Raw genomic sequence first — 23,165 nt, 5'->3', positions numbered from 1 at the left:
CATGGCAACGATCAAGGATGTGGCGGCGCTTGCGGGGATTTCCTACACCACGGTGTCCCATGTGGTGAACAAGACGCGCCCGGTCAGCGAGCCGGTACGGATCAAGGTCGAAGCGGCTATCAAGCAGCTCGACTACGTGCCCAGTGCGGTCGCGCGGTCGCTGAAAGCCAAGACCACCGCGACCATCGGCCTGCTGGTGCCCAACAGCCTCAACCCGTATTTTGCGGAGCTGGCCCGAGGCATCGAGGATTACTGCGAGCGTAATGGCTATTGCGTGATTCTCTGCAACTCCGACGATAATGCCGAAAAGCAGCGCAGCTACCTGAGGGTGCTGCTGGAGAAACGCATTGACGGTCTGATCGTGACCTCCGTGGGCGGTGACGACAGCGGCCTGGCAACGGGCCTGAAAGCGGTGCGTACGCCGATAGTCATCGTCGACCGCGCGCTGGACGGGATCGATGTGGACCTGGTGCGCATCGACCACGAACAGGGCGCCTACCTGGCGACCCGTCACCTGTTGGATTTGGGGCACCGCGACATTGCCTGCATTGGTGGCCCGAGCCATACCCGCGTGGCGCAGATGCGTATGGCGGGTTATTACCGCGCCCTGGCCGAGGCCGGGCTTGAAGTGCCGGCCGGCCGTGTGCTGGAGAGTGACTTCACCAGCACCGGTGGTTACGCGGCGGCAGCGCAATTGCTGGCGGATAATCCCCCCAGCGCGATTTTTGCCGGCAACGACATGATCGGCTTCGGCGTATTGCGCGCGGCTGCCGAACGTAATATCCGCGTGCCCGGCGAGCTGTCGGTGATCGGGTTCGATGATATTCAAATGAGCCAGTACGTGTACCCGGCGCTGACCACGGTGGGCCAGTCGATCCTGCAACTGGGAGAGATGGCGGCCGAGCTTTTACTGCGACGAATTGCGACACCCCAATTGCCGATCGATCAACGCATCGTGACGCCGAGTATTGTCCTGCGCGAGTCAACGGCGCCACTGGCCGGTGTGTTCGCCCAATACCGCTGAACCGAATTGATGAGTACTGATGTATGCCAGCAAAAGTAGTGGTAATAGGCAGCCTGAACATGGACCTGGTCACCCGGGCCAGCCGGCTGCCCCGCGCCGGTGAAACCCTGATCGGCCAATCGTTTTCCACCGTCCCCGGCGGCAAGGGCGCAAACCAGGCGGTCGCTTCGGCGCGTCTTGGGGCCGAAGTCGCGATGGTCGGCTGCGTGGGTACCGATGCCTATGGCGCGCAATTACGCGACGCATTGTTGGTGGAAGGCATCGATTGCCAGGCCGTCAGCACCGTCGACGGTTCCAGCGGTGTGGCGCTGATCGTGGTGGACGACAGCAGCCAGAATGCGATCGTTATCGTCGCCGGTAGCAATGGCGAGTTGACCCCGGCCAAATTACAGACCTTCGACAGCGTACTGCAGGCTGCCGACGTGATTGTCTGCCAGCTTGAGACGCCGATGGACACTGTCGGCCATGCCCTCAAGCGCGGTCGCGAACTGGGCAAGACGGTGATCCTCAACCCGGCACCGGCCAGCGGCCCGCTGCCTGAAGATTGGTACGCCGCCATCGATTACCTGATTCCCAACGAAAGCGAAGCGTCGGCCTTGAGCGGCGTGGTGGTGGATTCACTGGACAGCGCCAAGGTCGCCGCCACGCGCCTGATCAAGGCCGGTGCCGGCAAAGTCATCATTACCCTCGGCTCCGAGGGCGCATTGTTTGCCGATGGCCAGGGCTTTGAACACCTGGTGGCGCCCAAGGTCAAGGCGGTCGATACCACGGCTGCCGGTGACACCTTCGTCGGTGGTTTTGCGGCAGCACTGGCCAGCGGTAAAAGCGAGGCCGAGGCCATTCGTTTTGGCCAGGTGGCTGCTGCGCTGTCGGTCACCCGTGCGGGTGCGCAGCCCTCCATTCCTACATTGCATGACGTCCAAGGTTTTGTGCCCTCATGAAAAAGACTCCCTTGCTTAATATCGCGCTGTCGCGGGTGATTGCGTCCCTTGGCCACGGCGACATTCTGGTGATCGGTGATGCCGGCCTGCCGGTGCCGCCGGGTGTTGAGCTGATCGACCTGGCGCTGACCAAAGGTATCCCGGATTTTGTCAGCACCTTGCGCATTGTTCTCAGCGAAATGCAGGTGGAAAGCCACGTGCTCGCGGAAGAAATCCTGCTCAAGCAACCGCCGGCCCTGGCGGATCTCAATACCCTGACCGAACAGGCCGCCCTCGGCGAGCGCCGCCTGCTCAGCCATGAAGAGTTCAAGCAGCTCAGCCGCAAGGCGAGGGCGGTGGTGCGCACCGGTGAGTGCCAGCCTTACTGCAATATCGCGCTGGTCTCCGGCGTATCGTTCTAGAATTCCCAACGACAAGGAGTGCGTCATGCAACGTGGTACCCAAACCCTGCGACACCTTTTCCGGAGTGTGCTGCTTTTGTCCTTCCTGACTGCTGCAAGCGCCCACGGGGCGGAAAAAATCGACCTGATCATCGATACCGACCCCGGCGCGGACGATGTGGTGGCCTTGCTGTTCGCCATGGCTTCGCCCGATGAACTGAGCATCCGCGCGCTGACTACCGTTGCCGGTAACGTGCGCCTGGACAAGACCTCCCGCAATGCGCGCCTGGCTCGTGAGTGGGCAGGGCGCGAGGACATCCCGGTATACGCCGGTGCACCGAAACCGATGCTGCGCACGCCGATCTACGCCGAAAACATCCACGGCAAGGAAGGCATCTCCGGTGTCACTGTGCATGAGCCGAAAAAAGGCCTGGCCGAAGGCAATGCCGTTGATTATCTGATCAAGACCCTGAGCACCGCCAAGCCCCACAGCATCACCATTGCCATGCTCGGTCCACAGACCAACCTGGCGCTGGCATTGACCCAGGCACCGGAGATCACGCAAGGCATCAAGGAAGTGGTAGTGATGGGTGGCGCGCACTTCAACGGCGGCAATATCACGCCGGTGGCCGAGTTCAACCTGTTCGCGGATCCGATCGCGGCCGAGATCGTGCTCAAAAGTGGCGTCAAGCTGACTTACCTGCCGTTGGACGTGACCCACAAGGTCCTGACCAGTGACGCACGCCTGAAGCAAATCGCTGCGCTGAACAACAACGCGAGCAAGGTGGTGGGCGATATTCTCAATGAATACGTCAAAGGCGACATGGAGCACTACGGCATCCCGGGTGGCCCGGTGCATGACGCTACCGTCATTGCCTACCTGCTCAAGCCTTCGCTGTTCAGCGGCCGTGAGGTCAATGTGGTGGTGGACAGCCGTGAAGGCCCGACCTTCGGCCAGACCATCGTCGACTGGTACGACGGCCTGAAACAACCGAAGAACGCATTCTGGGTTGAAAACGGCGATGCCCAGGGCTTCTTCGATCTGCTGACCGAACGCCTTGGTCGTCTGAAGTAAGCGCTTTACCGGCCGACGTTCGTTGGCCGGGTCTTATTCGCGCTCGGGGTCTGGTGCCCCCATGTGATCGGCCGGGTATTTCTCGAATACCTGGCCGATAAATGCCTGCGCAGCCTGAGTCCCCAGTTCCTTCACCAGCAGGTCGATACCGATGATTGCCAACTCCTCCGGGCTGCCCGGGCTGTAGGAGCTTTGCCCGTGGGGCCACTTGGCTTTGATGTCGGCGTGGATCGTGACGATGGTCATGGGTGTCTCGCGAGGCTGAAAGGCGGTTGGTGCGTTATCTGGCGTATGGAGTTAACCATTTTGCGCAGCGTTTGGCACTGCTACTTAGGCATGAGGTGAGGGCTGTGCGACACTGTCTGCCCGTTTAATGGCCAGGGAAAACCGCGTGCAGATCGATTTGAACAACCCCGAGAACCTGACGCTGGACGCGGTGAGGCAGTTACTTGCCAGCGCCAGTGACAACGTTCACACCCAATTGCGCGTCACCAAGGCCGGCATTGCCTACATCTCTTCGGGAGTGGTGGGCGGCGTTGATATTGACGGGCTGCTGTTTCGCCTGGAGACCTGGGCGGCGGGTTCCGGTTATGTCGGTAACGTCGCGGCCAGCGATGAAGTGTGGGTGATGCAGATTTTCAACGCGCTCAAGCAGAACTGGCCAAAACCGCCGTTTGATTACATCGACATCTATTGAGTGCGTTCATATTTGGTGACGATTGATTCGCCAGCGCCAGGCGCCGACTCAGGCAGACTGGCCTGCAGCCAATTGTGACAATTCTGAAACCAATCGGCCAAACCACGGTCGCACGATCTCTGTCTATTTTTTCTCAAAGGAGGCTTCATGCCTTGGAAGCTCGCATCATTCGGTACTTTGTTGGCTGCGCTTGTCTTGACGGGTTGCAGCACCCCGGGTACCTCTGAGCCAGCCAAAGACACTGCCGTGACCGATGCTGGTCATAGCCGCTGTGAGGCGAAGGCTGCCGAGTTCGCAATCGGCCAGAAAGCTTCGCCACAACTGCTGGAACAGGCCCGTAGCCGCGCCGGTGCGCAGAACGCCCGTATTCTCAAGCCAGACGACATGGTCACGCTGGAATACCGCTCCGATCGCCTGAACCTCAATACCGATGACAACCTGGTGATCAATCGCGTCAATTGCGGCTGATGGCTTCAGCGCTTTTCTCCAGGCCATAAAAAACCCCGTCACATGGACGGGGTTTTTTTAGTTCGGCGCAGAATTACTCTGGGCGAACCTGTGCAGCTTGCATACCCTTTTGGCCTTTCTCAGCCACGAAGGAAACGGTTTGGCCTTCTTTCAGGCTTTTGAAACCGTCGCTTTCGATAGCTTTGAAGTGTACGAACAGGTCGTCACCGCCACCTTGAGGAGTGATGAAGCCGAAGCCTTTTTCATCGTTGAACCATTTAACGGTGCCGGTTTGGCGATTAGACATGGTGTATCTCCAAGAAACATATATTTTCAGTAGTGCTGTGCTGCTCAGGCCAACTGGGCACACCGAGCTATCATAGTCGAAATGTTCGGCTTGGGAGCCCCCCCAAGGCATTGTTTGCTATTCAATCGCGTTGCGTTTCATGCCTTGGTTGGCTGAGAGCCCCGATCTACGGGGCTTTTAAGCGAAATATCAGCTAGCAAAAAAAGCCGTAAAAGCTGCGTAATTTGTGAGAAATGGCAGTTTTCAGGGCGATTTTTGGTCCTTTAGCCGGTCTGGCAGGGTGTAAAAATTACTTTTTCTTCACGACCTTGCAGGACGAAATAGCCGCGACAGCTTTGTTTTTCATCGCGGGATCTGCGTTCTGGTTGGTCATGAGTTCCTTGATCTCGGCACTGCTCAATTCGGCATTGATCTTGTCCGCGCCACATTCGCAATGGTCTTTGGCGGTTTTGGCATCAACGCTTTGCTGGGCGGCTGCACTGCAATCCTTGATGAAGCTGTCCCGTGCACCGGCAGGCCAGTTCGACGGGGCTGCGGCGTGCGCACCCAGGGACATGAGGGTCAGGGATGCAGCAAGGGCGAAAGTCGAGGTAAAGCGCATAATGAAATGCTCCTGGAGTCATGGACGAACGGTGATTCTCGGTGTGTTTGAGGCTCGCCGTACAGTTCAAGTTCACTTTTGCCCCTAAAAGCCGGGAATTTGCGTTTCGTTAAGCGGCGCCGGCGCCATGATCGTTCATCTGTGCTAGCATCTTTCGCTTGGCTATTTTCCGGCGCGCCTATGCCGCCTTGCCAAGGTCTTTTTTGTTTAACTCCAGTCACTCTGGTTCGATTACCGGTTGGCCGAAAGGCTCCTGCCGCTGTAAGGCAGGCGTTCATCATTGAACGGCCTGGTGTTGGATCTTGTACTGGCTCATCCCAACCCACGTGACCTTTGGTAGGGGTCACCACTAGGAGAGGAGGCGCCATGCCAACTATTACTCTTCCCGACGGCAGTCAACGTTCATTCGATCATTCGGTTTCCGTAGCCGAGGTCGCCGCATCCATTGGTGCTGGCCTGGCCAAGGCCACCGTGGCCGGCAAGGTCGACGGCAAGCTGGTTGACGCCAGCGACCTGATCACCGGCGATGCCAGCCTGCAAATCATTACGCCCAAGGATCAAGAGGGGCTGGAGATCATTCGCCACTCTTGTGCGCACCTGATTGGCCATGCGGTCAAGCAGCTGTACCCAACCGCGAAGATGGTCATCGGCCCGGTCATCGACGAAGGCTTCTATTACGACATCGCCTACGAGCGTCCTTTCACTCCGGACGACCTGGCGGCCATCGAGCAGCGCATGCACGCGCTGATCGAAAAAGATTACGACGTCATCAAGAAAGTCACTCCGCGCGCCGAAGTGATCGACGTGTTCACCGCCCGCGGCGAAGACTACAAGCTGCGTCTGGTGGAAGACATGCCGGACGAGCAGGCCATGGGCCTGTATTACCACGAAGAATACGTCGACATGTGCCGTGGCCCGCACGTGCCGAACACGCGCTTCCTCAAGTCGTTCAAGCTGACCAAGCTGTCCGGTGCCTACTGGCGCGGTGACGCGAAGAACGAACAATTGCAGCGGATCTACGGCACTGCCTGGGCTGACAAGAAGCAGTTGGCGGCCTACATTCAGCGCATCGAAGAAGCCGAGAAACGCGACCATCGCAAGATCGGCAAGCGCCTGAACCTGTTCCACCTCCAGGAAGAAGCGCCGGGCATGGTGTTCTGGCACCCGAACGGCTGGACCCTGTACCAGGTGCTTGAGCAGTACATGCGCAAGGTTCAGCGCGACAACGGCTACCTTGAAATCAAGACGCCGCAAGTCGTTGACCGCAGCCTGTGGGAGAAATCCGGGCACTGGGCCAACTACGCCGACAACATGTTCACCACTCAGTCGGAAAACCGCGACTACGCCATCAAGCCGATGAACTGCCCGTGCCACGTACAGGTGTTCAACCAGGGCCTGAAGAGCTACCGCGAGTTGCCGATGCGCCTGGCCGAGTTCGGTGCCTGCCACCGTAACGAGCCATCGGGTGCACTGCACGGCATCATGCGTGTACGTGGCTTCACTCAGGATGACGCCCACATCTTCTGCACCGAAGAGCAGATGCAGGCCGAATCCGCCGCGTTCATCAAGCTGACCATGGACGTGTATCGCGATTTCGGCTTTACCGAAGTCGAAATGAAGCTGTCCACTCGTCCGGAAAAACGCGTGGGTTCCGACGAGCTGTGGGATCGCGCCGAAGCTGCACTGGCCGCAGCACTGGACAGTGCGGGGCTTGCGTATGACCTGCAGCCGGGCGAGGGTGCGTTCTACGGTCCGAAGATCGAGTTCTCGCTGAAAGATTGCCTTGGTCGTGTCTGGCAGTGTGGTACCCTGCAGCTCGATTTTAACCTGCCGATCCGTCTGGGAGCCGAATACGTCTCCGAAGACAACAGCCGTAAACACCCGGTTATGCTGCACCGGGCGATCCTCGGCTCGTTCGAACGGTTCGTCGGGATCCTGATCGAGCACTACGAGGGTGCGTTCCCTGCGTGGCTGGCTCCGACCCAGGCAGTGATCATGAATATCACTGATAAACAGGCAGATTTTGCCGCTGAAGTTGAAAAAACTCTCAATGAAAGCGGATTTCGTGCCAAGTCCGACTTGAGAAATGAAAAGATCGGCTTTAAAATCCGCGAGCATACTTTGCTCAAGGTTCCCTATCTTTTGGTTATCGGAGATCGGGAAGTCGAGATGCAGACTGTCGCTGTGCGTACTCGTGAAGGTGCTGACCTGGGCTCGATGCCCGTCGCCCAGTTCGCTGAGTTCCTCGCGCAAGCGGTTTCCCGGCGTGGTCGCCCAGATTCGGAGTAATTATTATTAAGCGTGAAATGAGACAAGATAAACGAGCTGCACCGAAAGCCCCGATCAACGAGAATATCTCGGCACGCGAGGTTCGGTTAATTGGCGCTGACGGCGAGCAGATTGGCATCGTCTCGATTGATGAAGCGCTTCGTATTGCTGAAGAGTCCAAATTGGACCTGGTGGAAATCTCCGCCGATGCAATCCCACCCGTTTGCCGGGTGATGGACTACGGCAAGTCGATCTTCGAGAAGAAGAAGCAGATTGCCGCGGCGAAGAAGAACCAGAAGCAGATTCAAGTAAAAGAAATCAAGTTTCGTCCAGGGACGGAGGAAGGGGATTACCAGGTAAAACTGCGCAACCTGGTACGTTTCCTGAGTGATGGGGACAGGGCCAAGGTATCCTTGCGATTCCGCGGCCGTGAGATGGCCCACCAGGAGCTGGGGATGGAACTCCTCAAGCGGGTTGAAGCTGACCTGCTCGAGTACGGTTCGGTCGAACAGCATCCTAAGATGGAAGGACGCCAGCTTATTATGGTCATCGCCCCGAAAAAGAAGAAGTAATCAATAGGGCACGGCAGGCCTTCTGATTATGTTTATCAACTGAATGCGGAGTACCGAACATGCCAAAGATGAAAACTAAAAGTGGTGCTGCTAAGCGGTTTCTGAAAACTGCTAACGGTATCAAGCACAAGCACGCTTTCAAGAGCCACATCCTGACTAAAATGTCGACCAAGCGTAAGCGTCAACTGCGCGGTAGCAGCTTGCTGCATCCGTCTGACGTTGCAAAAGTCGAGCGCATGCTGCGCCTTCGTTAATTTTAGTCAAGAATAGAGGAAGTAACTCATGGCTCGTGTAAAGCGTGGCGTCATGGCGCGTAAGCGCCACAAGAAAATTCTGAAACTTGCTAAAGGCTACTACGGCGCGCGTTCACGCGTATTCCGTGTTGCCAAGCAAGCGGTTATCAAGGCTGGCCAATACGCCTACCGTGACCGTCGTCAGAAAAAACGTCAGTTCCGCGCTCTGTGGATCGCTCGTATCAATGCTGGTGCACGTGTTAACGGTCTGTCCTACAGCCGTTTCATCGCTGGCCTGAAAAAAGCGTCCATCGAGATCGACCGTAAGGTTCTGGCTGATCTGGCAGTGAACGAAAAAGCGGCGTTTGCTGCGATTGTCGAGAAAGCTAAAGCCACCTTGGCTTAAGTACCCCCGACAGTCACCCTGGGTCGCTTCCGCGGCCCAAGGTGTTAAACGTCTTAAATAGGGGAAGAGCCTTCAAGCTCTTCCCCTATTTTGTATCTGGAGTCTGTACATGGAAAACCTGGATGCGCTGGTCTCTCAAGCACTAGAGGCTGTGCAAAGCGCAGAAGATATCAATGCCCTGGAGCAAATCCGGGTTCACTACCTTGGCAAAAAGGGTGAATTGACTCAGGTGATGAAGACCCTGGGGAATTTGCCGGCTGAAGAGCGTCCGCAAGTCGGTGCGCTGATCAACGTGGCCAAGGAGCGTGTTACAGAGGTTCTCAATGCGCGCAAGGCGTCGCTCGAGGAGGCCGATCTTGCGGCCAGGCTCGCCGCCGAATCCATTGACGTGACCCTGCCTGGCCGTGGCCAGACCTCGGGCGGCCTGCATCCGATTACCCGGACTCTGGAACGTATCGAGCAGTTCTTCACCCACATCGGCTACGGCATTGCCGAAGGCCCTGAGGTCGAAGACGACTATCACAACTTCGAGGCGCTCAACATCCCAGGCCACCACCCGGCCCGGTCGATGCATGACACCTTCTATTTCAACGCGAACATGCTGCTGCGCACCCATACCTCGCCGGTACAGGTCCGCACCATGGAATCGCAGAAGCCGCCGATCCGCATCGTCTGCCCAGGCCGTGTGTACCGCAGCGACTCCGATATCACCCACTCGCCGATGTTCCACCAGGTCGAAGGCCTGCTGGTTGATCGCGACATCAACTTCGCCGACCTCAAAGGCACCATCGAAGAGTTCCTGCGGGTGTTCTTCGAGAAGGAGCTGGCGGTGCGTTTCCGTCCCTCGTTCTTCCCGTTCACCGAGCCATCCGCTGAAGTCGACATGGAATGCGTGATGTGCAGCGGTAAAGGCTGCCGCGTCTGCAAACAGACCGGGTGGCTGGAAGTGATGGGTTGCGGCATGGTTCACCCCAACGTGCTGCGCATGTCCGGGATCGACCCGGAAGAATTCTCGGGCTTTGCCTTCGGCATGGGCGTTGAGCGTCTGGCCATGCTGCGTTACGGCGTGAACGACTTGCGTCTGTTCTTCGACAACGACTTGCGGTTCCTCGCGCAATTTCGCTAGTCGTAACGGATCTTTAGGAGAGCAGGATGAAATTCAGTGAACAATGGCTGCGTGGCTGGGTAAGCCCGCAGGTAAGTCGCGACGAGCTGGTTGCTCGTCTGTCGATGGCCGGCCTCGAGGTCGATAGCGTGACGCCGGCCGCCGGTGTTTTCAGTGGCGTGGTAGTGGGCGAAGTGCTGAGCACCGAGCAACACCCGGATGCTGACAAATTGCGTGTGTGCCAGGTCAGCAATGGCGCGGAGACTTTCCAGGTCGTGTGCGGAGCGCCAAACGTGCGCCCGGGCCTGAAAATCCCGTTCGCCATGATCGGGGCCGAGCTGCCAGGCGACTTCAAGATCAAGAAGGCCAAGCTGCGCGGCGTTGAGTCCAACGGCATGCTGTGCTCCCAGGCGGAGCTGCAGGTCGGTGAAGGCAACGATGGCTTGATGGAACTGCCGGCCGATGCGCCAGTGGGTCAGGACATCCGTGTTTATCTGGAACTGGAAGACGCCAGCATCGAGGTCGACCTGACCCCGAACCGCGGCGACTGCCTGTCCCTGGCCGGCCTGGCCCGTGAAGTCGGCGCGCTGTACGCCGCGACCGTCACCCGTCCGGTGGTTGCCGCCGTACCTGCCGTGCACGACGAAGTGCGTTCGGTCGAAGTGCTGGCTCCCAACGCCTGCCCGCGTTACCTGGGTCGTGTGATCCGCAACGTCGACCTGTCCAAGCCAACCCCGCTGTGGATGGTTGAGCGCCTGCGTCGTTCGGAAGTGCGCAGCATCGATGCTGCCGTCGACATCACCAACTACGTGATGCTGGAACTGGGCCAACCGCTGCACGCTTTCGATCTCGCTGAAATCAATGGCGGCATCCGCGTGCGCATGGCCGAAGAGGGCGAGAAGCTGGTACTGCTCGACGGCCAGGAAGTCAGCCTGCGTGCCGACACCCTGGTGATCGCTGACCACTCCCGCGCCCTGGCGATTGCCGGCGTGATGGGTGGCGAGCACAGCGGCGTGTCCGCAACCACTCGCGACATCTTTCTCGAAAGTGCCTTCTTCGATCAGATCGCCATCGCTGGCAAGGCCCGTTCCTACGGCCTGCACACCGACGCCTCGCACCGCTACGAGCGTGGCGTGGACTGGCAACTGGCCCGTGAAGCCATGGAGCGCGCCACTGGCCTGCTGCTGGAAATCACCGGCGGCGAAGCCGGCCCGATCATCGAAACCGTCAGCGAGCAGCACCTGCCGTCGGTTGCACCGATCGTCCTGCGTGCCAAGGCCGTTGAGCAAATGCTTGGCCTGGTGATCGACCCGGTTGAAATCGAGCGCCTGCTGTCGGCACTCGGCCTCGGCATCTCGGCCGGTGAAGCAGGGCAGTGGCACGTAGAAGTGCCAAGCCATCGCTTCGATATCAGCCTGGAAGTCGACCTGATCGAAGAGTTGGCCCGCCTGTACGGCTACAACCGCCTGCCGGTTCGTTACCCGCAAGCGCGCCTGGCCCCGCAGCCGAAAGCTGAAGCCCGTGCACACCTGCCGGAACTGCGTCGCCTGCTGGTTGCCCGTGGTTATCAGGAAGCGGTGACCTACAGCTTCATCGATCCGAAGCAGTTCGAACTGTTCAACCCAGGTGTCGAGCCGCTGTTGCTGGCTAACCCGATCTCCAACGACATGGCTGCCATGCGCTCGTCGTTGTGGCCTGGTTTGGTAAAAGCGCTTTCCCACAACCTGAACCGTCAACAAGACCGTGTGCGCCTGTTCGAAAGCGGCCTGCGTTTTGTCGGTCAGTTGGACGGCCTGAAGCAAGAGCCAATGCTGGCTGGCGTCGTCTGCGGCAGCCGACTGCCGGAAGGCTGGGCACAAGGCCGCGACACCGTCGACTTCTTTGACGTCAAGGCCGATGTGGAAGCGGTGCTGGGCTTTGCCGGTGCGCTGGACGCCTTCACGTTCACCCCTGGCAAACACCCGGCGCTGCACCCGGGCCAGACTGCACGTATCGAACGTGAAGGTCGCCTGGTGGGCTTCGTTGGCGCGATTCACCCTGAACTGTCGAAAACCTTGGGGCTGGACCGTCCAGTCTTCGTTTTTGAGCTAGTCTTGGCTGAAGTGGCCTCGGGCAAAATGCCTAAATTCAGCGAGTTGTCGCGTTTCCCTGAAGTACGACGTGATCTGGCGTTGATTGCCGATCAAGGTGTTGCGGCCAGTGCTGTTCTGGACGTAATCCGTGAAAATGCAGGGGAATGGCTGACAGACCTCAGGCTATTTGACGTCTATCAGGGTAAAGGCATTGATCCGCATAGAAAAAGCCTTGCAGTTGGCTTGACCTGGCAGCATCCATCGCGCACTCTTAATGACGATGAGGTGAATACGACGACGCAAAATATCCTCACCTCGCTCGAACAAAGGTTGAACGCCACGTTAAGGAAGTGACGTATGGGGGCTTTGACGAAAGCTGAGATGGCGGAACGTCTGTATGAAGAGCTGGGCCTGAACAAGCGCGAGGCCAAGGAATTGGTCGAGCTGTTTTTTGAAGAAATCAGGCACGCTCTTGAAGACAACGAACAGGTCAAATTGTCCGGTTTCGGCAATTTTGACCTGCGGGACAAACGCCAGCGGCCTGGCCGCAATCCAAAAACGGGAGAAGAAATCCCGATCACGGCTCGCCGTGTGGTCACCTTTCGTCCAGGGCAGAAGTTGAAGGCCCGAGTTGAGGCTTATGCTGGAACCAAGTCATAACGACGAACTGCCCGTCATCCCAGGCAAACGCTACTTCACCATTGGTGAAGTCAGCGAGCTCTGTGCGGTAAAACCGCACGTGCTGCGCTATTGGGAGCAGGAGTTTCCTCAACTCAACCCCGTCAAACGCACCGGGAACCGTCGGTATTATCAGCGCCAGGATGTGCTGATGATCCGACAGATCCGCGCATTGCTGTACGACCAGGGGTTCACCATCAGTGGCGCGCGCCAGCGTATGTCCGGTGATGAAGCCAAAGACGACACCACCCAATACAAGCAAATGATCCGCCAGATGATCTCCGAACTCGAAGATGTGCTGGTGGTTTTGAAGAAGTAATTCCGGCTTTTAAAATACTTCCACATTTCAAAAGCTTGCGGTATATTCCTGATCGCTTCGTTGCGAAGCGAACCCAGTAACACGCCTAGTCGGGGCGTAGCGCAGTCCGGTAGCGCACTAGCATGGGGTGCTAGGGGTCGAGTGTTCGAATCACTCCGTCCCGACCATATAATTCAATGACTTAGCCCAAGCGGTAACGCTTGGGCTTTTTCATGCCTGCAAAATTACTCCCTCACCACAGTCCCATGCCTCATTCACCAAATCCAATAATAGCCTTGGTTTCCAGATACTCCTCAAACCCCTGCACGCCATACTCCCGGCCATTCCCCGAGCGCTTGTAGCCACCAAACGGCGCCATCGGATTCCACGCGGGGTAGTTCAGGTGCACTTGCCCCGCACGAATACGCGACGCCACAGCACGTGCCTGCGTCAAGTCGTGGCCCTGAACGTGGGCGCCCAGGCCGTATACCGTGTCGTTGGCGATGGCGACGGCTTCATCCACCGTCTCATACGCAATGATGCACAGCACCGGGCCGAAGATTTCTTCCTGGGCAATGCGCATGGCGCTGTTCACGTCGGAGAAAACCGTGGGGCGGGTATAGAAACCCTTGTCAAAACCCGGCACACGCCCAGGCCCACCGCACACCAGTTTCGCACCCTCGTCGAGGCCTGCCTGGATCATCGTCTGGACGCGGTTGAACTGTGCTTCGTTGGCGATGGGCCCCAGTTGCGTGTCTTCCGATTGCGGGTCGCCAACGATCAGCGCATTTGCGGTCGCCGCCGCCATGGCTTCGACCTCGGCCAAGCAGTTTTTTGGCACGATCATGCGGGTCGGCGCGCTGCACGATTGCCCGACGTTGCGAAACGCGGACATCACCCCCAGCGGTACAGCCTTGGCGAAGTCGGCGTCGGGCAGCAGCACATTCGGCGACTTGCCCCCCAGTTCCTGGGTGACGCGTTTCACCGTCGGCGCTGCCGCTTGGGCAACCAGCGCGCCTGCGCGGTTGGAGCCGGTGATTGAGATCATGTCGATATCCGGATGTGCCGCCATGGCTGCGCCAACCTGGGCACCGCTTCCATTGACCAGGTTGAACACCCCGGGCGGCAGGCCAGCGTCATGCACCAGTTGTGCAAACAGCAGGGCGCTCAGCGGCGACAGTTCGCTGGGTTTCAAGACCACGGTGCAGCCAGCGGCGATGGCCGGGGCGACTTTGGCGGTGATCTGATACAGCGGCCAGTTCCACGGCGTGATAAGACCGCAGACGCCTATAGGCTCGCGCTGGATGGCAGTACTGCCTTCCACCGTCTGGAAGCGATAGCTGGACAGCAAGTCACGAGCGACCCGAACGTGTTCGGCCGCCAACGGCACTTGCATCGCCCGAGCGAAGCCGATGGCGGCGCCCATTTCCAGGGAGAGCGCCTGCGCGAGCTGCTCTTTGCGCTCAAGGATAAGCGCGTGGATTTTCCCAAGCACCAACGCCCTGGATGCCGCGGGCGTTGCAGACCAACCGGCAAACGCCGCACGTGCTGCCGCAACGGCACGATCCACATCCTCGGCAGACCCGCTTGCGACCTGTGCAACCACCTCCTCACTGGCCGGGTTGATCACCGGCAGACTGGCGGCAATGGTCGGGGAAACCCAGCAGCCGTCGATATAAAGCTGCTGAGACGTTTTGTTCGAAGCGTGTATGGTCATCCAACTGGCTCCCTGGAGCGGCAATAGGCGCTGCGAACAGCAAGGCCCGGTGTCTCGCTAAGCTAGCAAAAGGTTTCAGCCCGAAGATGCCGTTATTCAACGCTGCAAGGGATAATCTGCTGAATCTGGCAGGCTGGCTTTGCGACCTAGCCGATTGCTTGAGTCACCAGCGCAAACTGGGTGATGCCGCCGCTTGATTGCGGGGGCTGCCCGAGTACCATTCGCGGCGCTTTGTCGACGCATGGCAGCCCCAGGCTCTCCAGCCAGTCGGCCAACCCGCAGGCGGTGGGAATGTCGAAGCGCACGAACTGACCCGGGATCAACCGCAGCAGGTGAGTGATCAACTGTCGGGCCTGTTCCTGATTGTGTGCAACGACGGGACCAATGATATGGCCCCGACCAAATCGGCGGAGCAGGGCGCAACCATTGAGTTGCCCTTCGACCTCAATGCCGACCACGTGCTCGGCCGTGGGCAGCAGGTCGTTGAGTACCTGGGTGCGGTCCAGGCCGCTGCCGGCATTGGCCAGTTCGATCACCGTGGGGTAATCAGCCAGGCTCAATACGCGACAGTGCGCATGCCGGGTCAACGGCATTGGTGCCGGAGCGTGCGGTACGCCCTGATGTTGCTGAATGTGCGCAAAGTCGACGAAGCCCAGGCTGGTGTACAGCGGCGCCCCTGACTCGGTTGCGTTGAGGATTGGCGTACGCGGGGCCGTGGCGTCCAGGCACAGGTTCATCAGCTGGCGCCCGATGCCTTTGCCTTGGTGTTGATCACTCACAATCACCAGGCCGATGGACGAATAAGCCCCCTGATGGCAGGCGAACGCCACGCCCACCAGCCTACCCTCATGTTCGGCGACAAAGCCTTCGGACGTGCGCTGCACCATCGCCCAGTCTTCCTCGCGGTGAGGCCATTTCAGGTGCACGGACAGTGCGTGGGCGGCGGGCATGTCGGCGGCGGTGACTGTGCGATAAACGTAGGGGTGGCTCATATCAGTTTTCCTGTAGTGGGGGCGTTTGCAGGCACCGTAGAAGGTTGGGTAAACCGTCGGATATCGAAGGGGCTGATCAAGGTGCTGGTGCTGCCGGTGCTGATCAGCTCGGCCATTACATCCCCCACCCCCGGGCCGAGCTGGAAGCCGTGCCCACAGAAGCCGAAGGCATAAAACAACCCGTCCACGCTGCCGCTCGGGCCCATCACCGGCAGGGAGTCCGGGGTGTAGCTCTCGATACCGCTCCACACGCGGATGATGTTCAGCTTCTCGGCCCCCGGTAACAGTCGCCGCATTTGGCGCATCTGGTTGAGCAGGCTTTCGGGTTTGAAAAACGCCCGTCGGTTGATCATGTCCGGCGTACAGCGGTTGCCGCCGCCGATGATGATGTTGCCGCGCGGGATCTGGCGGAAGTAGATCACCTCTTCCTTGATTTTGGTGAACACACCGATCACGGTCGGCAAGGCGTAGGGCACCGGTTCGGTGACCGACATCTGCGGGCCGTTGGGCTCCAGCGGTACCGGCTCACCAAAGCGCTCGGACAAGCGGGCAGCCCAGGCACCGGCGGTAATCAACAGCTGTTCGGCGACGAACAACTGCCCGTCGGTGGTGGTGACTTGGAATAAACCATTGACCTTTTCCACGTCGGCGACTTCGGTCTTTTCCTCGATTCGTGCCCCGAGACGCCGGGCTGCACGGGCAAACGCCGGTGCTGCGAGGCGCGGGTTGGCGTGACCATCGTGAGGCGCATAGGAGCCGCCTTTCACCTCCGGGCCGAGGAAACCAAAGCGCCGGTGCAGCTCGGCGCCGCGATAGATTTTCAGGTCCAGTTGCGCGGCTTCCGGCGCGGCGGCGTAGGCCTCAAGTTCAGCGATTTCCTCTTCGCGATAGCACACGCGCAGGTGGCCACTGGGGATGAACTCCAGGTCGTCATCGATCAGCTCAGGCAGGCGTTTCCACAGCGCCCAAGAACGATTGGCCAGCTCCAGTTGCCCCAGATAGCGGCCCTGGCGGCGCACGTTGCCGAAGTTCACACCGCTGGCGTACTGACCGATCTGGTCGCGTTCCAGCAGCGTGACCGAGCAGCCACGCCGCCGCAGGAAAAACGCCGACGAGGCGCCCATGATGCCGCCACCGATAATCAGCACCTGGCTTTTCGAACCTGATTGATTACCAGCCATGGAGGCGGCTCCAGGTGTGTACGTCGCCTTTGGCGTCCACGGCGTGATAGTCCGGGAACTGCGCGCCGGTGGCGCAGGCGTGGTTGGGGAGGATGCGCAGCCGGCTGCCGATGGGGAAGCGCTCAACAAGGTCGTCACTGGCGGCGGTGCCCAGGGTGACGATGCCATGTTCCTGGTTGGCGCCCGTGACCAATGCACCGTCGATCCAGTCGCCGGCTTCGGTACACACTTGGCCATAACCGAAGTCCTGGCGCTGGCGCTGTGTGCCACGGTCACGGCTCATGGCCATCCAGCCGGCGTCGGTGATGATCCAGCCTTTGTCCGGCTGATGGCCGATCACCGTGGTCAGTACGCTGAGTGCCAACTCGTCGGCCTGACACACGCCAATGTTGCGCATCACCAAGTCAAAGAACACATACACGCCTGCCCGTACTTCGGTGACGCCGTCCAGGTTCAGGGCCGAGAGGGCCGTGGGGGTTGAGCCGATACTGACCTCGGCGCACGCCAGTCCGGCTTCGCGGAGGGTGCGGGCGGCGCTGACGCAAAGCGCACGTTCCTGTTCGGCCAGCGCCTGCAGGGCTTCGAGGGTGTCCAGCTCGTAACTGGAGCCCGCGTGGGTCATCACCCCCCGCAGGCGCATACCGCCGTCGTTGAGGAGGTGCGCCACCTCAATCAGCACAGGGTCTTGCGCGGCCAGGCCTGAGCGATGGCCGTCGCAATCGATCTCGATCCAGACGTCGAAGCGTTCGTCATGTTGCTGTGCGAACGCGACGATGGCGCGGGCGCCTGAGACGCTGTCGGTGAGCAGGCTCAAGTTGCAGCCTTTGCGCCGCAGGGCCAGGGCCTGAGGCAGTTTGCCCGGGGCTATGGCGACGGCGTAGAACACATCGCGGATGCCTGCGGCGAAACAATGCTCGGCTTCTTTGAGGGTGGAAACCGTGACGCCGCAGGCGCCTGCGTCAATCTGTGCCTGGATCACCGGCAAGCACTTGCTGGTTTTGATGTGCGGGCGCAAACGTACGCCAAGGGTGCCCATGCGCGCTTGCATACGCTGGATGTTGTGCTGCATTCGCGTAAGGTCGATAAGTGCGACAGGTGTGTCTAGGGAGGCAATCTGCATGGACATGGCGGAACTCGAGTGACTGGGTATGGGCGGCACTCTACTCAGCTGTCCTTAAGTTGTGGTTCAATCATGGCTAATCAATCATTAAGTAAAATTGAATGATTTCCATCGAAGACCTGCGTCTGGCCGTCACCCTTGCGCGCTCTGAATCACTGAGCGCTGCGGCCCGAGCCCTGAACGTCACTCCGCCGGCGCTCTCCATGCGCCTGCGTAAACTGGAGACCTTCCTGGGGCTGACCCTGGCCAATCGCGATGCCCGACGCCTCAGCCTTACGGCAGATGGCGAGCGGTTCTCGCGAGAAAGTGCGCTGCTGCTGGAGCAGCTCGAAGCGCTGCCGGAGTCCTTCAGGCAAAAGGATGAAACGCTGGTGGGCACCTTGAGGTTGGCGGCGCCATTTGGCTATGGTCGGCAGCGAATCGCACCGCTGTTGGCGCGTTTTGCCAGGATGCACCCCCAGTTGTGCCTGCACCTGGATTTACGCGAGACCCCGTGGCCTGATCGTCATGACAGCGATGCGGTGATTCACATCGGCCATCTCAACGACAGCCTGTGGACAGCGCGGTCGCTCACGCCAAACGAGCGCTGGTTATGCGCGAGCCCAGCCTACCTGCAAGCCCACGGTGTACCGTCATCACCGGACGAACTGGCGTCCCATCGCTGCATTTGCATTCGTGAAAATGATGAGGACGTTACGCTGTGGCACCTGCGCAAAGGGCAGGGCCGCAAGACGCTGCGCGTGGAGCCGGCGTTGCTGAGCAATGATGGCAGCGTTGCCCGGCGCTGGGCCGAGCAAGGCTTAGGGTTGGTGTTGCGTTCGCAGTGGGATGTCAGCGACGCCGTTGCCAGCGGCAGCCTGGTGCGCGTGCTGGCGGATTGGAGTTTTGACAGCGCTCCGATCATCCTGCTGGTGCCGTCGCGCAAGCTTCGCAGCCCGCGCGTCCAGGCATTGGTGGCGTTTATGGAGGAGGCGCTGAAGGCCTGATTTGCGCCTTATTTCACGGCGTAAACCTTGCGTACGTACACCGTGCTGGTCCATGCGCACGGTGCGCCTTTGGCCACAAATACCGTGTCGCCACGGTTGACCGTCACCGCAACTCCCTCGTCGTCTTGCAGCGTGACGCTGCCTTCGAGCAGGTGCATCAATTCATGCAGTTTGTGCGCGCGGCCGTGGCGGGCGTAGGGCGTTGAGTCCCAGATGCCAATGCGCAACTCGGTGACCTCATCATCGAACAGGTTGCACGCGCGGCACTGTGGGGTTGGGCCGATCAGGATCTGTGGCTCGGGCGCGGCGGAGGGATTGAGCAAGGTATGCGGGGCAAGCAAGGTCAGGCCCGGGCGCGCCGGAGCATCGGCTTGGTCGACGGCGCAGAACGCCCATTGGCTGCCTGCGCTTGCCTGCACCGTAAGGCGTGTGCCACGGCCGATCACGGCGCTGCTGCCGACCCCCAGTTCCAATGTCTGTTCTGCACTGCCGAGCACCACATGGCCGGCGTGCACCACCAGTGTTTCGCTGTGGGGGAAGTCTTCGATCACGGCTTCGCCGCTAAAGGTCACCAGCCCTGCGGACACGCCATCGTCGCCCAGCCAGGCGAGTTGGCGGGTGTCGCCGAAGGGGTCCAGCGTGCTCAAGGCGCCGGCATTAAAAGACGTGGCAACGCGGCTGCCGTCGGCGCGAGCCAACAGCAGGATACAGGGAGATGACATGGGGAATGCTCCGGGAGGAAAGTCAGCCGATCGCCTGGGTGATCAGGGCAAAAGGGAGTACGCCGTGGCTGGCCCGGGGCGGTGTGCCCAGTGCCATCTGCGCGACGGTGTCGATGTTCTTCAGGCCGGCGCTTTCGAGCCAGTCGCTGAGGCCGCAGGTGACGGGAATGTCGATGCGGACAAAGGCATCCGGCACCTGGGCCAGCAGCACCGCGATCAAGTGCTTGGCCTGATCGATGTTTTCGGCAACCACTGGTCCAATGCAGCGCCCACGACCAAACGGCCGCAGCAGGGCGAAGCCGCGTAGCTGGCCGTCGCGCTCGATGCCCACGGCGTGCTCTACCTGCAGGTCGCGCAGTACCTCACGGCGGTCCAGGCCACTTGCGGCTTTGGCCAGCGCGAGCAGGCTGGGGTGGTCGTCGGCGTGCAGGGTGCGGCAGGTTTCGCCATCGGCCAGTCCCGGCAGGGCGGGCACCAACGCTTGGCCCTGATGCTGTTGCACTCGCCCAAATTCGACGAACCCCTGGCTGGTATACAGCGGGGCCCCGGCGAGGGTGGCGTTGAGGACCGGCGTGCGCGCATCGCAGGCGGCGAGGGCTTTTTCCATCAAGCGACGGCCGATGCCCTGGCCCTGGTAGTCATTGCTCACGATCACCAGACCGATGGTGGCGTAGTCGCCCTGGGGGCAGGTGAAGGCGCTGCCGATCAGACGCTCGCCATCCATCACCACGAAACCGTCGCTGACACGTTGCAACATGGCCCAGTCTTCCAGGCGGTGGGGCCATTTGAGTTGCACCGACAAGGCATGGGCGGCCGGCAGGTCGGCCGCGGTCATCGGGCGGTATACATAAGCAGGGTGTGGCAGGGCGGACATGGCGAGCCTCCATAGAGCGTATTGTTCAGCACGAGGATGCTTGTATCCCACCTGTTTTAGAGGCTGGCAAGTGGGTCGGGAATATTCGGCAGATTCCTTGGGCTGTGTCTTGCGCGGCCACAGTTACTACTTAATTGGGGTAGGGGAGCAGCAGCAAATGCCAAGGGTGTTTTCCGGGTACATCTCCATCGCGCGGTCACGGCCATGCAAGCAATCCCGGCCAGCCACACTTTCTGCCGCCCCCACCCCCGTCCTTAAGCCTTTCTGCCCCCAGAAGCCCCCTAAAAGCGCACAAACACAGGCCCTGCCCAAGCCTGGCGCGCACCGCAAAGTCTGCTGAGCCCGGCCACCAAAACGGTGGTTTGTATTGAGCGAAGGTCTTTTTAGACGGCATATGCTGATTTCACAGTGGTGTAATGAACCTGTGCTGCAACGAGGCGGAGCCGCCGCCAGGGCAGTGAACGCTTGTCACACTCAACGAACTTCAGGACCGCACTCCATGAGCTTTCTTCGTCCCAAATTCATTACGTTCGACTGCTACGGTACGCTGACCAACTTTCATATGGGCACCATGACCCGCGAGCTCTTCGCCGATCGCATCACCCCTGAGCAGATGGACCAATTCGTCAAGGACTTCTCGGCCTACCGCCTCGACCAGGTCATGGGCGACTGGCGCCCCTACGACGAAATTCTCAAGACCGCCCTGGCCCGTACCTGCAAGCGCTGGGGTATCGAGTATCGCGAGGAAGGCCAGCTGTATTACGACGCTGTGCCGACTTGGGGCCCCCACGCGGACGTGCCGGCCGGCCTGTCGAAGATTGCCGACAAGATTCCCCTGGTGATCTTCTCCAATGCCAGCGACAGCCAGATCATGTCCAACGTCGACAAGCTCGGCGCGCCATTCCACAAAGTATTCACTGCCGAACAGGCCCAGGCCTACAAGCCGCGCCTGGCCGCCTTCGAATTCATGCTCGATAACCTGGGTTGCGGCCCGGACGACATCTTGCATGTGTCTTCCAGCTTCCGTTATGACCTGATGCCGGCCCATGACATGAAGATCAAAAACAAGGCGTTCGTTGCCCGTGGCCACGAAGTGCCAGGCAATGCGTTTTACGGTTACCAGCAGATCACCGATATCGGTGGGCTGCCAGCGTTGGTCGGTCTGTAACAGCACACCAAGGGGTAAAGCATGGGCAGTGAATCCTATTGGCTCGACACCGCACCGGCGTTCACCGGTGCCCAACTGGGCAGCTTGCCCGGGCAGGTCGATGTGGCTGTGGTCGGTGGTGGCTTCACTGGCCTGGCGGCGGCGCGTGCGTTGGCGAGCAAAGGGGCGAGTGTGGTGGTGCTCGACGCCGGCCGTGTGATCGGCGAGGCCTCGGGGCGCAACGGTGGCCAATGCAACACCGGCGTGGCCCAGGATTATGCCGGGCTGCACGCCAGCCTCGGTGCCGCCAAGGCGCGCGCCTATTACCAGGCCTATGAAAGCGCGGTGCAGACCGTCGTTTCGTTGGTTGAGCAGGAAGGGATTGCCTGCGACCTGGTGCGCAACGGCAAGCTCAAGCTGGCGGCCAAGCCCCTGCATTACGAAGGCCTGGCCCGCACCTGTGAGCTGATCCGCCAGGAGGTGGATGCCGATGTCGCGTTGCTCAGCGCCGAACAGACCCGTGCCGAAGTCCACTCGACCCAGTTCCACGGCGGCTTGCTGCAGCGCAACGGCGTGCAGATGCATGTCGGTCGCTTCGGGGTGGGCCTGGCCGAGGCGGCCGCGCGGCGCGGCGCGATGATCTACGAGCACACTGCCGTCAAGGACTGGAAGGCCCAGGCCGGTGGCTATCAGGTCAACACCGCCAAAGGCTCGCTGCACGCCGGGCAAGTGCTGCTGGCCACCGGCGCCTGCCAGCATGGTGACCTCGGTTGGTACCGTCGGCGCATTGTGCCGGTGGGCAGTTTTGTCATCGTCACCGAAGTCTTGCCCCAAGCGTTGATCGATCAATTGCTGCCGCTGCGCCGCGCCTATGTGACCAGCCGCATGATCGGCAACTATTTTCGCCTGACCCCGGACAACCGCCTGCTGTTTGGCGGGCGTGCCCGGTTTGCCATGTCTGACAGCGTCTCCGACGCCAAGAGCGGCAAGGTGCTGCAGGCGGCGATGCTGAACATGTTCCCGCAGTTGGCGCACGTGAAGATCGACTACTGCTGGGGCGGCCTGGTGGACATGACGTCCGACCGCCTGCCCCGCGCCGGCCAGCATGGCGGCGTGTTCCATTCCATGGGCTACAGCGGCCATGGCGTGCAGATGTCGGTGCACATGGGCCAGGTCATGGCTGACGTCATGGCGGGCAACGCGGCGGCCAATCCGTGGGGTGAACTGGAATGGCCGGCGATTCCCGGGCATTTCGGCAAACCCTGGTTCCTGCCGTTCGTGGGCGCCTATTACCGTTTCCAGGACTATTTGCACTGAGTTGC

General features: G+C 60.2%; 26 protein-coding genes and 1 tRNA gene. 18 read left to right on the top strand and 9 right to left on the bottom strand.

Features of this window, described 5'->3' with window-relative positions; genetic code table 11:
• Nucleotide 1: 1 nt before the first annotated feature.
• Genes LIY45_RS22765 through LIY45_RS22750 form a run of 4 tightly spaced genes read left to right on the top strand, consistent with a single transcriptional unit; the run spans nt 2 to nt 3,420 of the window.
• Complete coding sequence (locus LIY45_RS22765; protein WP_226477677.1) at nt 2-1,024, top strand: LacI family DNA-binding transcriptional regulator; 1,023 nt, start codon at nt 2-4, stop codon at nt 1,022-1,024.
• Between the two features lie 23 nt (nt 1,025-1,047).
• Nucleotides 1,048-1,965: a ribokinase gene (gene rbsK / locus LIY45_RS22760; protein WP_226477676.1), complete on the top strand. Its 918-nt coding sequence runs from the start codon at nt 1,048-1,050 to the stop codon at nt 1,963-1,965.
• On the top strand, nt 1,962-2,366 hold the full coding sequence (gene rbsD / locus LIY45_RS22755) for a D-ribose pyranase (RefSeq protein WP_226477675.1): 405 nt from the start codon (nt 1,962-1,964) through the stop codon (nt 2,364-2,366). The genes rbsK and rbsD overlap by 4 nt, the downstream gene beginning before the upstream one ends.
• Before the next feature lie 25 nt (nt 2,367-2,391).
• Complete coding sequence (locus LIY45_RS22750; RefSeq protein ID WP_226477674.1) at nt 2,392-3,420, top strand: nucleoside hydrolase; 1,029 nt, start codon at nt 2,392-2,394, stop codon at nt 3,418-3,420.
• A gap of 33 nt (nt 3,421-3,453) precedes the next feature.
• Here the strand turns inward: LIY45_RS22750 and LIY45_RS22745 are convergent, their stop codons facing one another.
• The gene (locus LIY45_RS22745) at nt 3,454-3,666 is read right to left on the bottom strand and encodes a hypothetical protein (protein WP_003219951.1); all 213 of its coding nucleotides are present in this window, start codon (nt 3,664-3,666) and stop codon (nt 3,454-3,456) included.
• A 145-nt stretch (nt 3,667-3,811) separates the two neighbouring features.
• Here LIY45_RS22745 and LIY45_RS22740 point away from each other — a divergent pair, with 145 nt between their 5' ends.
• Nucleotides 3,812-4,117 (top strand): hypothetical protein, encoded by a 306-nt coding sequence (locus LIY45_RS22740; protein ID WP_226477673.1) that lies wholly within the window; start codon nt 3,812-3,814, stop codon nt 4,115-4,117.
• 147 nt (nt 4,118-4,264) lie between these two features.
• Complete coding sequence (locus tag LIY45_RS22735; protein WP_017478844.1) at nt 4,265-4,585, top strand: I78 family peptidase inhibitor; 321 nt, start codon at nt 4,265-4,267, stop codon at nt 4,583-4,585.
• 73 nt (nt 4,586-4,658) lie between these two features.
• Here the strand turns inward: LIY45_RS22735 and LIY45_RS22730 are convergent, their stop codons facing one another.
• Both LIY45_RS22730 and LIY45_RS22725 read right to left on the bottom strand, forming a co-directional pair.
• Nucleotides 4,659-4,871 carry a cold-shock protein gene (locus tag LIY45_RS22730; protein ID WP_003179963.1) on the bottom strand — a complete coding sequence of 71 codons (213 nt, stop codon included), beginning with the start codon at nt 4,869-4,871 and terminating at the stop codon, nt 4,659-4,661.
• A 289-nt stretch (nt 4,872-5,160) separates the two neighbouring features.
• Nucleotides 5,161-5,475 carry a major capsid protein gene (locus LIY45_RS22725; protein ID WP_226477699.1) on the bottom strand — a complete coding sequence of 105 codons (315 nt, stop codon included), beginning with the start codon at nt 5,473-5,475 and terminating at the stop codon, nt 5,161-5,163.
• 363 nt (nt 5,476-5,838) lie between these two features.
• Between LIY45_RS22725 and thrS the strand changes: the two genes are divergently transcribed.
• The 9 genes from thrS to LIY45_RS22680 all read left to right on the top strand — a co-directional run bounded on the left by thrS (nt 5,839) and on the right by LIY45_RS22680 (nt 13,292).
• Nucleotides 5,839-7,761 carry a threonine--tRNA ligase gene (thrS, locus tag LIY45_RS22720; RefSeq protein ID WP_003219944.1) on the top strand — a complete coding sequence of 641 codons (1,923 nt, stop codon included), beginning with the start codon at nt 5,839-5,841 and terminating at the stop codon, nt 7,759-7,761.
• Complete coding sequence (infC, locus tag LIY45_RS22715) at nt 7,761-8,312, top strand: translation initiation factor IF-3 (protein ID WP_169875357.1); 552 nt, start codon at nt 7,761-7,763, stop codon at nt 8,310-8,312. Before thrS ends, infC begins: the two co-directional genes overlap by 1 nt.
• A 59-nt stretch (nt 8,313-8,371) precedes the next feature.
• Nucleotides 8,372-8,566, top strand: a complete 195-nt coding sequence (rpmI, locus tag LIY45_RS22710; protein WP_002553160.1) for a 50S ribosomal protein L35 — start codon at nt 8,372-8,374, stop codon at nt 8,564-8,566.
• Between the two features lie 28 nt (nt 8,567-8,594).
• Nucleotides 8,595-8,951, top strand: a complete 357-nt coding sequence (gene rplT, locus LIY45_RS22705; protein ID WP_003219940.1) for a 50S ribosomal protein L20 — start codon at nt 8,595-8,597, stop codon at nt 8,949-8,951.
• A 109-nt stretch (nt 8,952-9,060) separates the two neighbouring features.
• Complete coding sequence (pheS, locus tag LIY45_RS22700) at nt 9,061-10,077, top strand: phenylalanine--tRNA ligase subunit alpha (protein ID WP_017478847.1); 1,017 nt, start codon at nt 9,061-9,063, stop codon at nt 10,075-10,077.
• Between the two features lie 26 nt (nt 10,078-10,103).
• Nucleotides 10,104-12,482: a phenylalanine--tRNA ligase subunit beta gene (pheT, locus tag LIY45_RS22695; protein WP_226477672.1), complete on the top strand. Its 2,379-nt coding sequence runs from the start codon at nt 10,104-10,106 to the stop codon at nt 12,480-12,482.
• 3 nt (nt 12,483-12,485) lie between these two features.
• Nucleotides 12,486-12,788: an integration host factor subunit alpha gene (gene ihfA / locus LIY45_RS22690; RefSeq protein ID WP_002553164.1), complete on the top strand. Its 303-nt coding sequence runs from the start codon at nt 12,486-12,488 to the stop codon at nt 12,786-12,788.
• Nucleotides 12,769-13,125 carry a MerR family transcriptional regulator gene (locus LIY45_RS22685; RefSeq protein WP_003219935.1) on the top strand — a complete coding sequence of 119 codons (357 nt, stop codon included), beginning with the start codon at nt 12,769-12,771 and terminating at the stop codon, nt 13,123-13,125. Before ihfA ends, LIY45_RS22685 begins: the two co-directional genes overlap by 20 nt.
• A 90-nt stretch (nt 13,126-13,215) precedes the next feature.
• Nucleotides 13,216-13,292: transfer RNA gene (locus LIY45_RS22680), tRNA-Pro, on the top strand.
• A gap of 83 nt (nt 13,293-13,375) precedes the next feature.
• Here LIY45_RS22680 and LIY45_RS22675 read toward each other — a convergent pair.
• From LIY45_RS22675 to LIY45_RS22660, 4 genes are all read right to left on the bottom strand, one after another.
• The gene (locus LIY45_RS22675) at nt 13,376-14,821 is read right to left on the bottom strand and encodes an aldehyde dehydrogenase family protein (protein ID WP_226477671.1); all 1,446 of its coding nucleotides are present in this window, start codon (nt 14,819-14,821) and stop codon (nt 13,376-13,378) included.
• Nucleotides 14,822-14,967: 146 nt separating this feature from the next.
• The gene (locus LIY45_RS22670) at nt 14,968-15,813 is read right to left on the bottom strand and encodes a GNAT family N-acetyltransferase (protein ID WP_226477670.1); all 846 of its coding nucleotides are present in this window, start codon (nt 15,811-15,813) and stop codon (nt 14,968-14,970) included.
• Nucleotides 15,810-16,994: an FAD-binding oxidoreductase gene (locus LIY45_RS22665; RefSeq protein WP_226477669.1), complete on the bottom strand. Its 1,185-nt coding sequence runs from the start codon at nt 16,992-16,994 to the stop codon at nt 15,810-15,812. Before LIY45_RS22665 ends, LIY45_RS22670 begins: the two co-directional genes overlap by 4 nt.
• Entirely contained in the window at nt 16,984-18,120 is a 1,137-nt protein-coding gene (locus LIY45_RS22660; RefSeq protein WP_226477668.1) for a DSD1 family PLP-dependent enzyme, read from the bottom strand. Before LIY45_RS22660 ends, LIY45_RS22665 begins: the two co-directional genes overlap by 11 nt.
• Before the next feature lie 95 nt (nt 18,121-18,215).
• Here LIY45_RS22660 and LIY45_RS22655 point away from each other — a divergent pair, with 95 nt between their 5' ends.
• A complete protein-coding gene (locus LIY45_RS22655) occupies nt 18,216-19,100 on the top strand; it encodes a LysR family transcriptional regulator (protein ID WP_017478853.1) in 885 nt (294 codons plus the stop codon).
• Between the two features lie 8 nt (nt 19,101-19,108).
• Here LIY45_RS22655 and LIY45_RS22650 read toward each other — a convergent pair whose 3' ends face one another.
• Together LIY45_RS22650 and LIY45_RS22645 are read right to left on the bottom strand one after the other, a co-directional pair.
• Nucleotides 19,109-19,822, bottom strand: a complete 714-nt coding sequence (locus tag LIY45_RS22650; protein ID WP_226477667.1) for a cupin domain-containing protein — start codon at nt 19,820-19,822, stop codon at nt 19,109-19,111.
• A gap of 22 nt (nt 19,823-19,844) precedes the next feature.
• On the bottom strand, nt 19,845-20,696 hold the full coding sequence (locus LIY45_RS22645) for a GNAT family N-acetyltransferase (RefSeq protein ID WP_226477666.1): 852 nt from the start codon (nt 20,694-20,696) through the stop codon (nt 19,845-19,847).
• 499 nt (nt 20,697-21,195) lie between these two features.
• On the opposite strand from LIY45_RS22645, the gene LIY45_RS22640 reads away from it, so the two are divergent.
• Entirely contained in the window at nt 21,196-21,864 is a 669-nt protein-coding gene (locus LIY45_RS22640) for a haloacid dehalogenase type II (protein WP_017478856.1), read from the top strand.
• 21 nt (nt 21,865-21,885) lie between these two features.
• Entirely contained in the window at nt 21,886-23,160 is a 1,275-nt protein-coding gene (locus LIY45_RS22635) for an FAD-binding oxidoreductase (RefSeq protein ID WP_017478857.1), read from the top strand.
• The last annotated feature ends 5 nt before the right edge of the window (nt 23,161-23,165 follow it).

It is taken from the genome of Pseudomonas sp. MWU16-30323, assembly GCF_020515595.1.
In the GTDB taxonomy this organism is placed as follows: Bacteria; Pseudomonadota; Gammaproteobacteria; order Pseudomonadales; family Pseudomonadaceae; genus Aquipseudomonas; species Aquipseudomonas yamanorum.
This window is presented reverse-complemented; position numbering and strand designations above follow the sequence as displayed.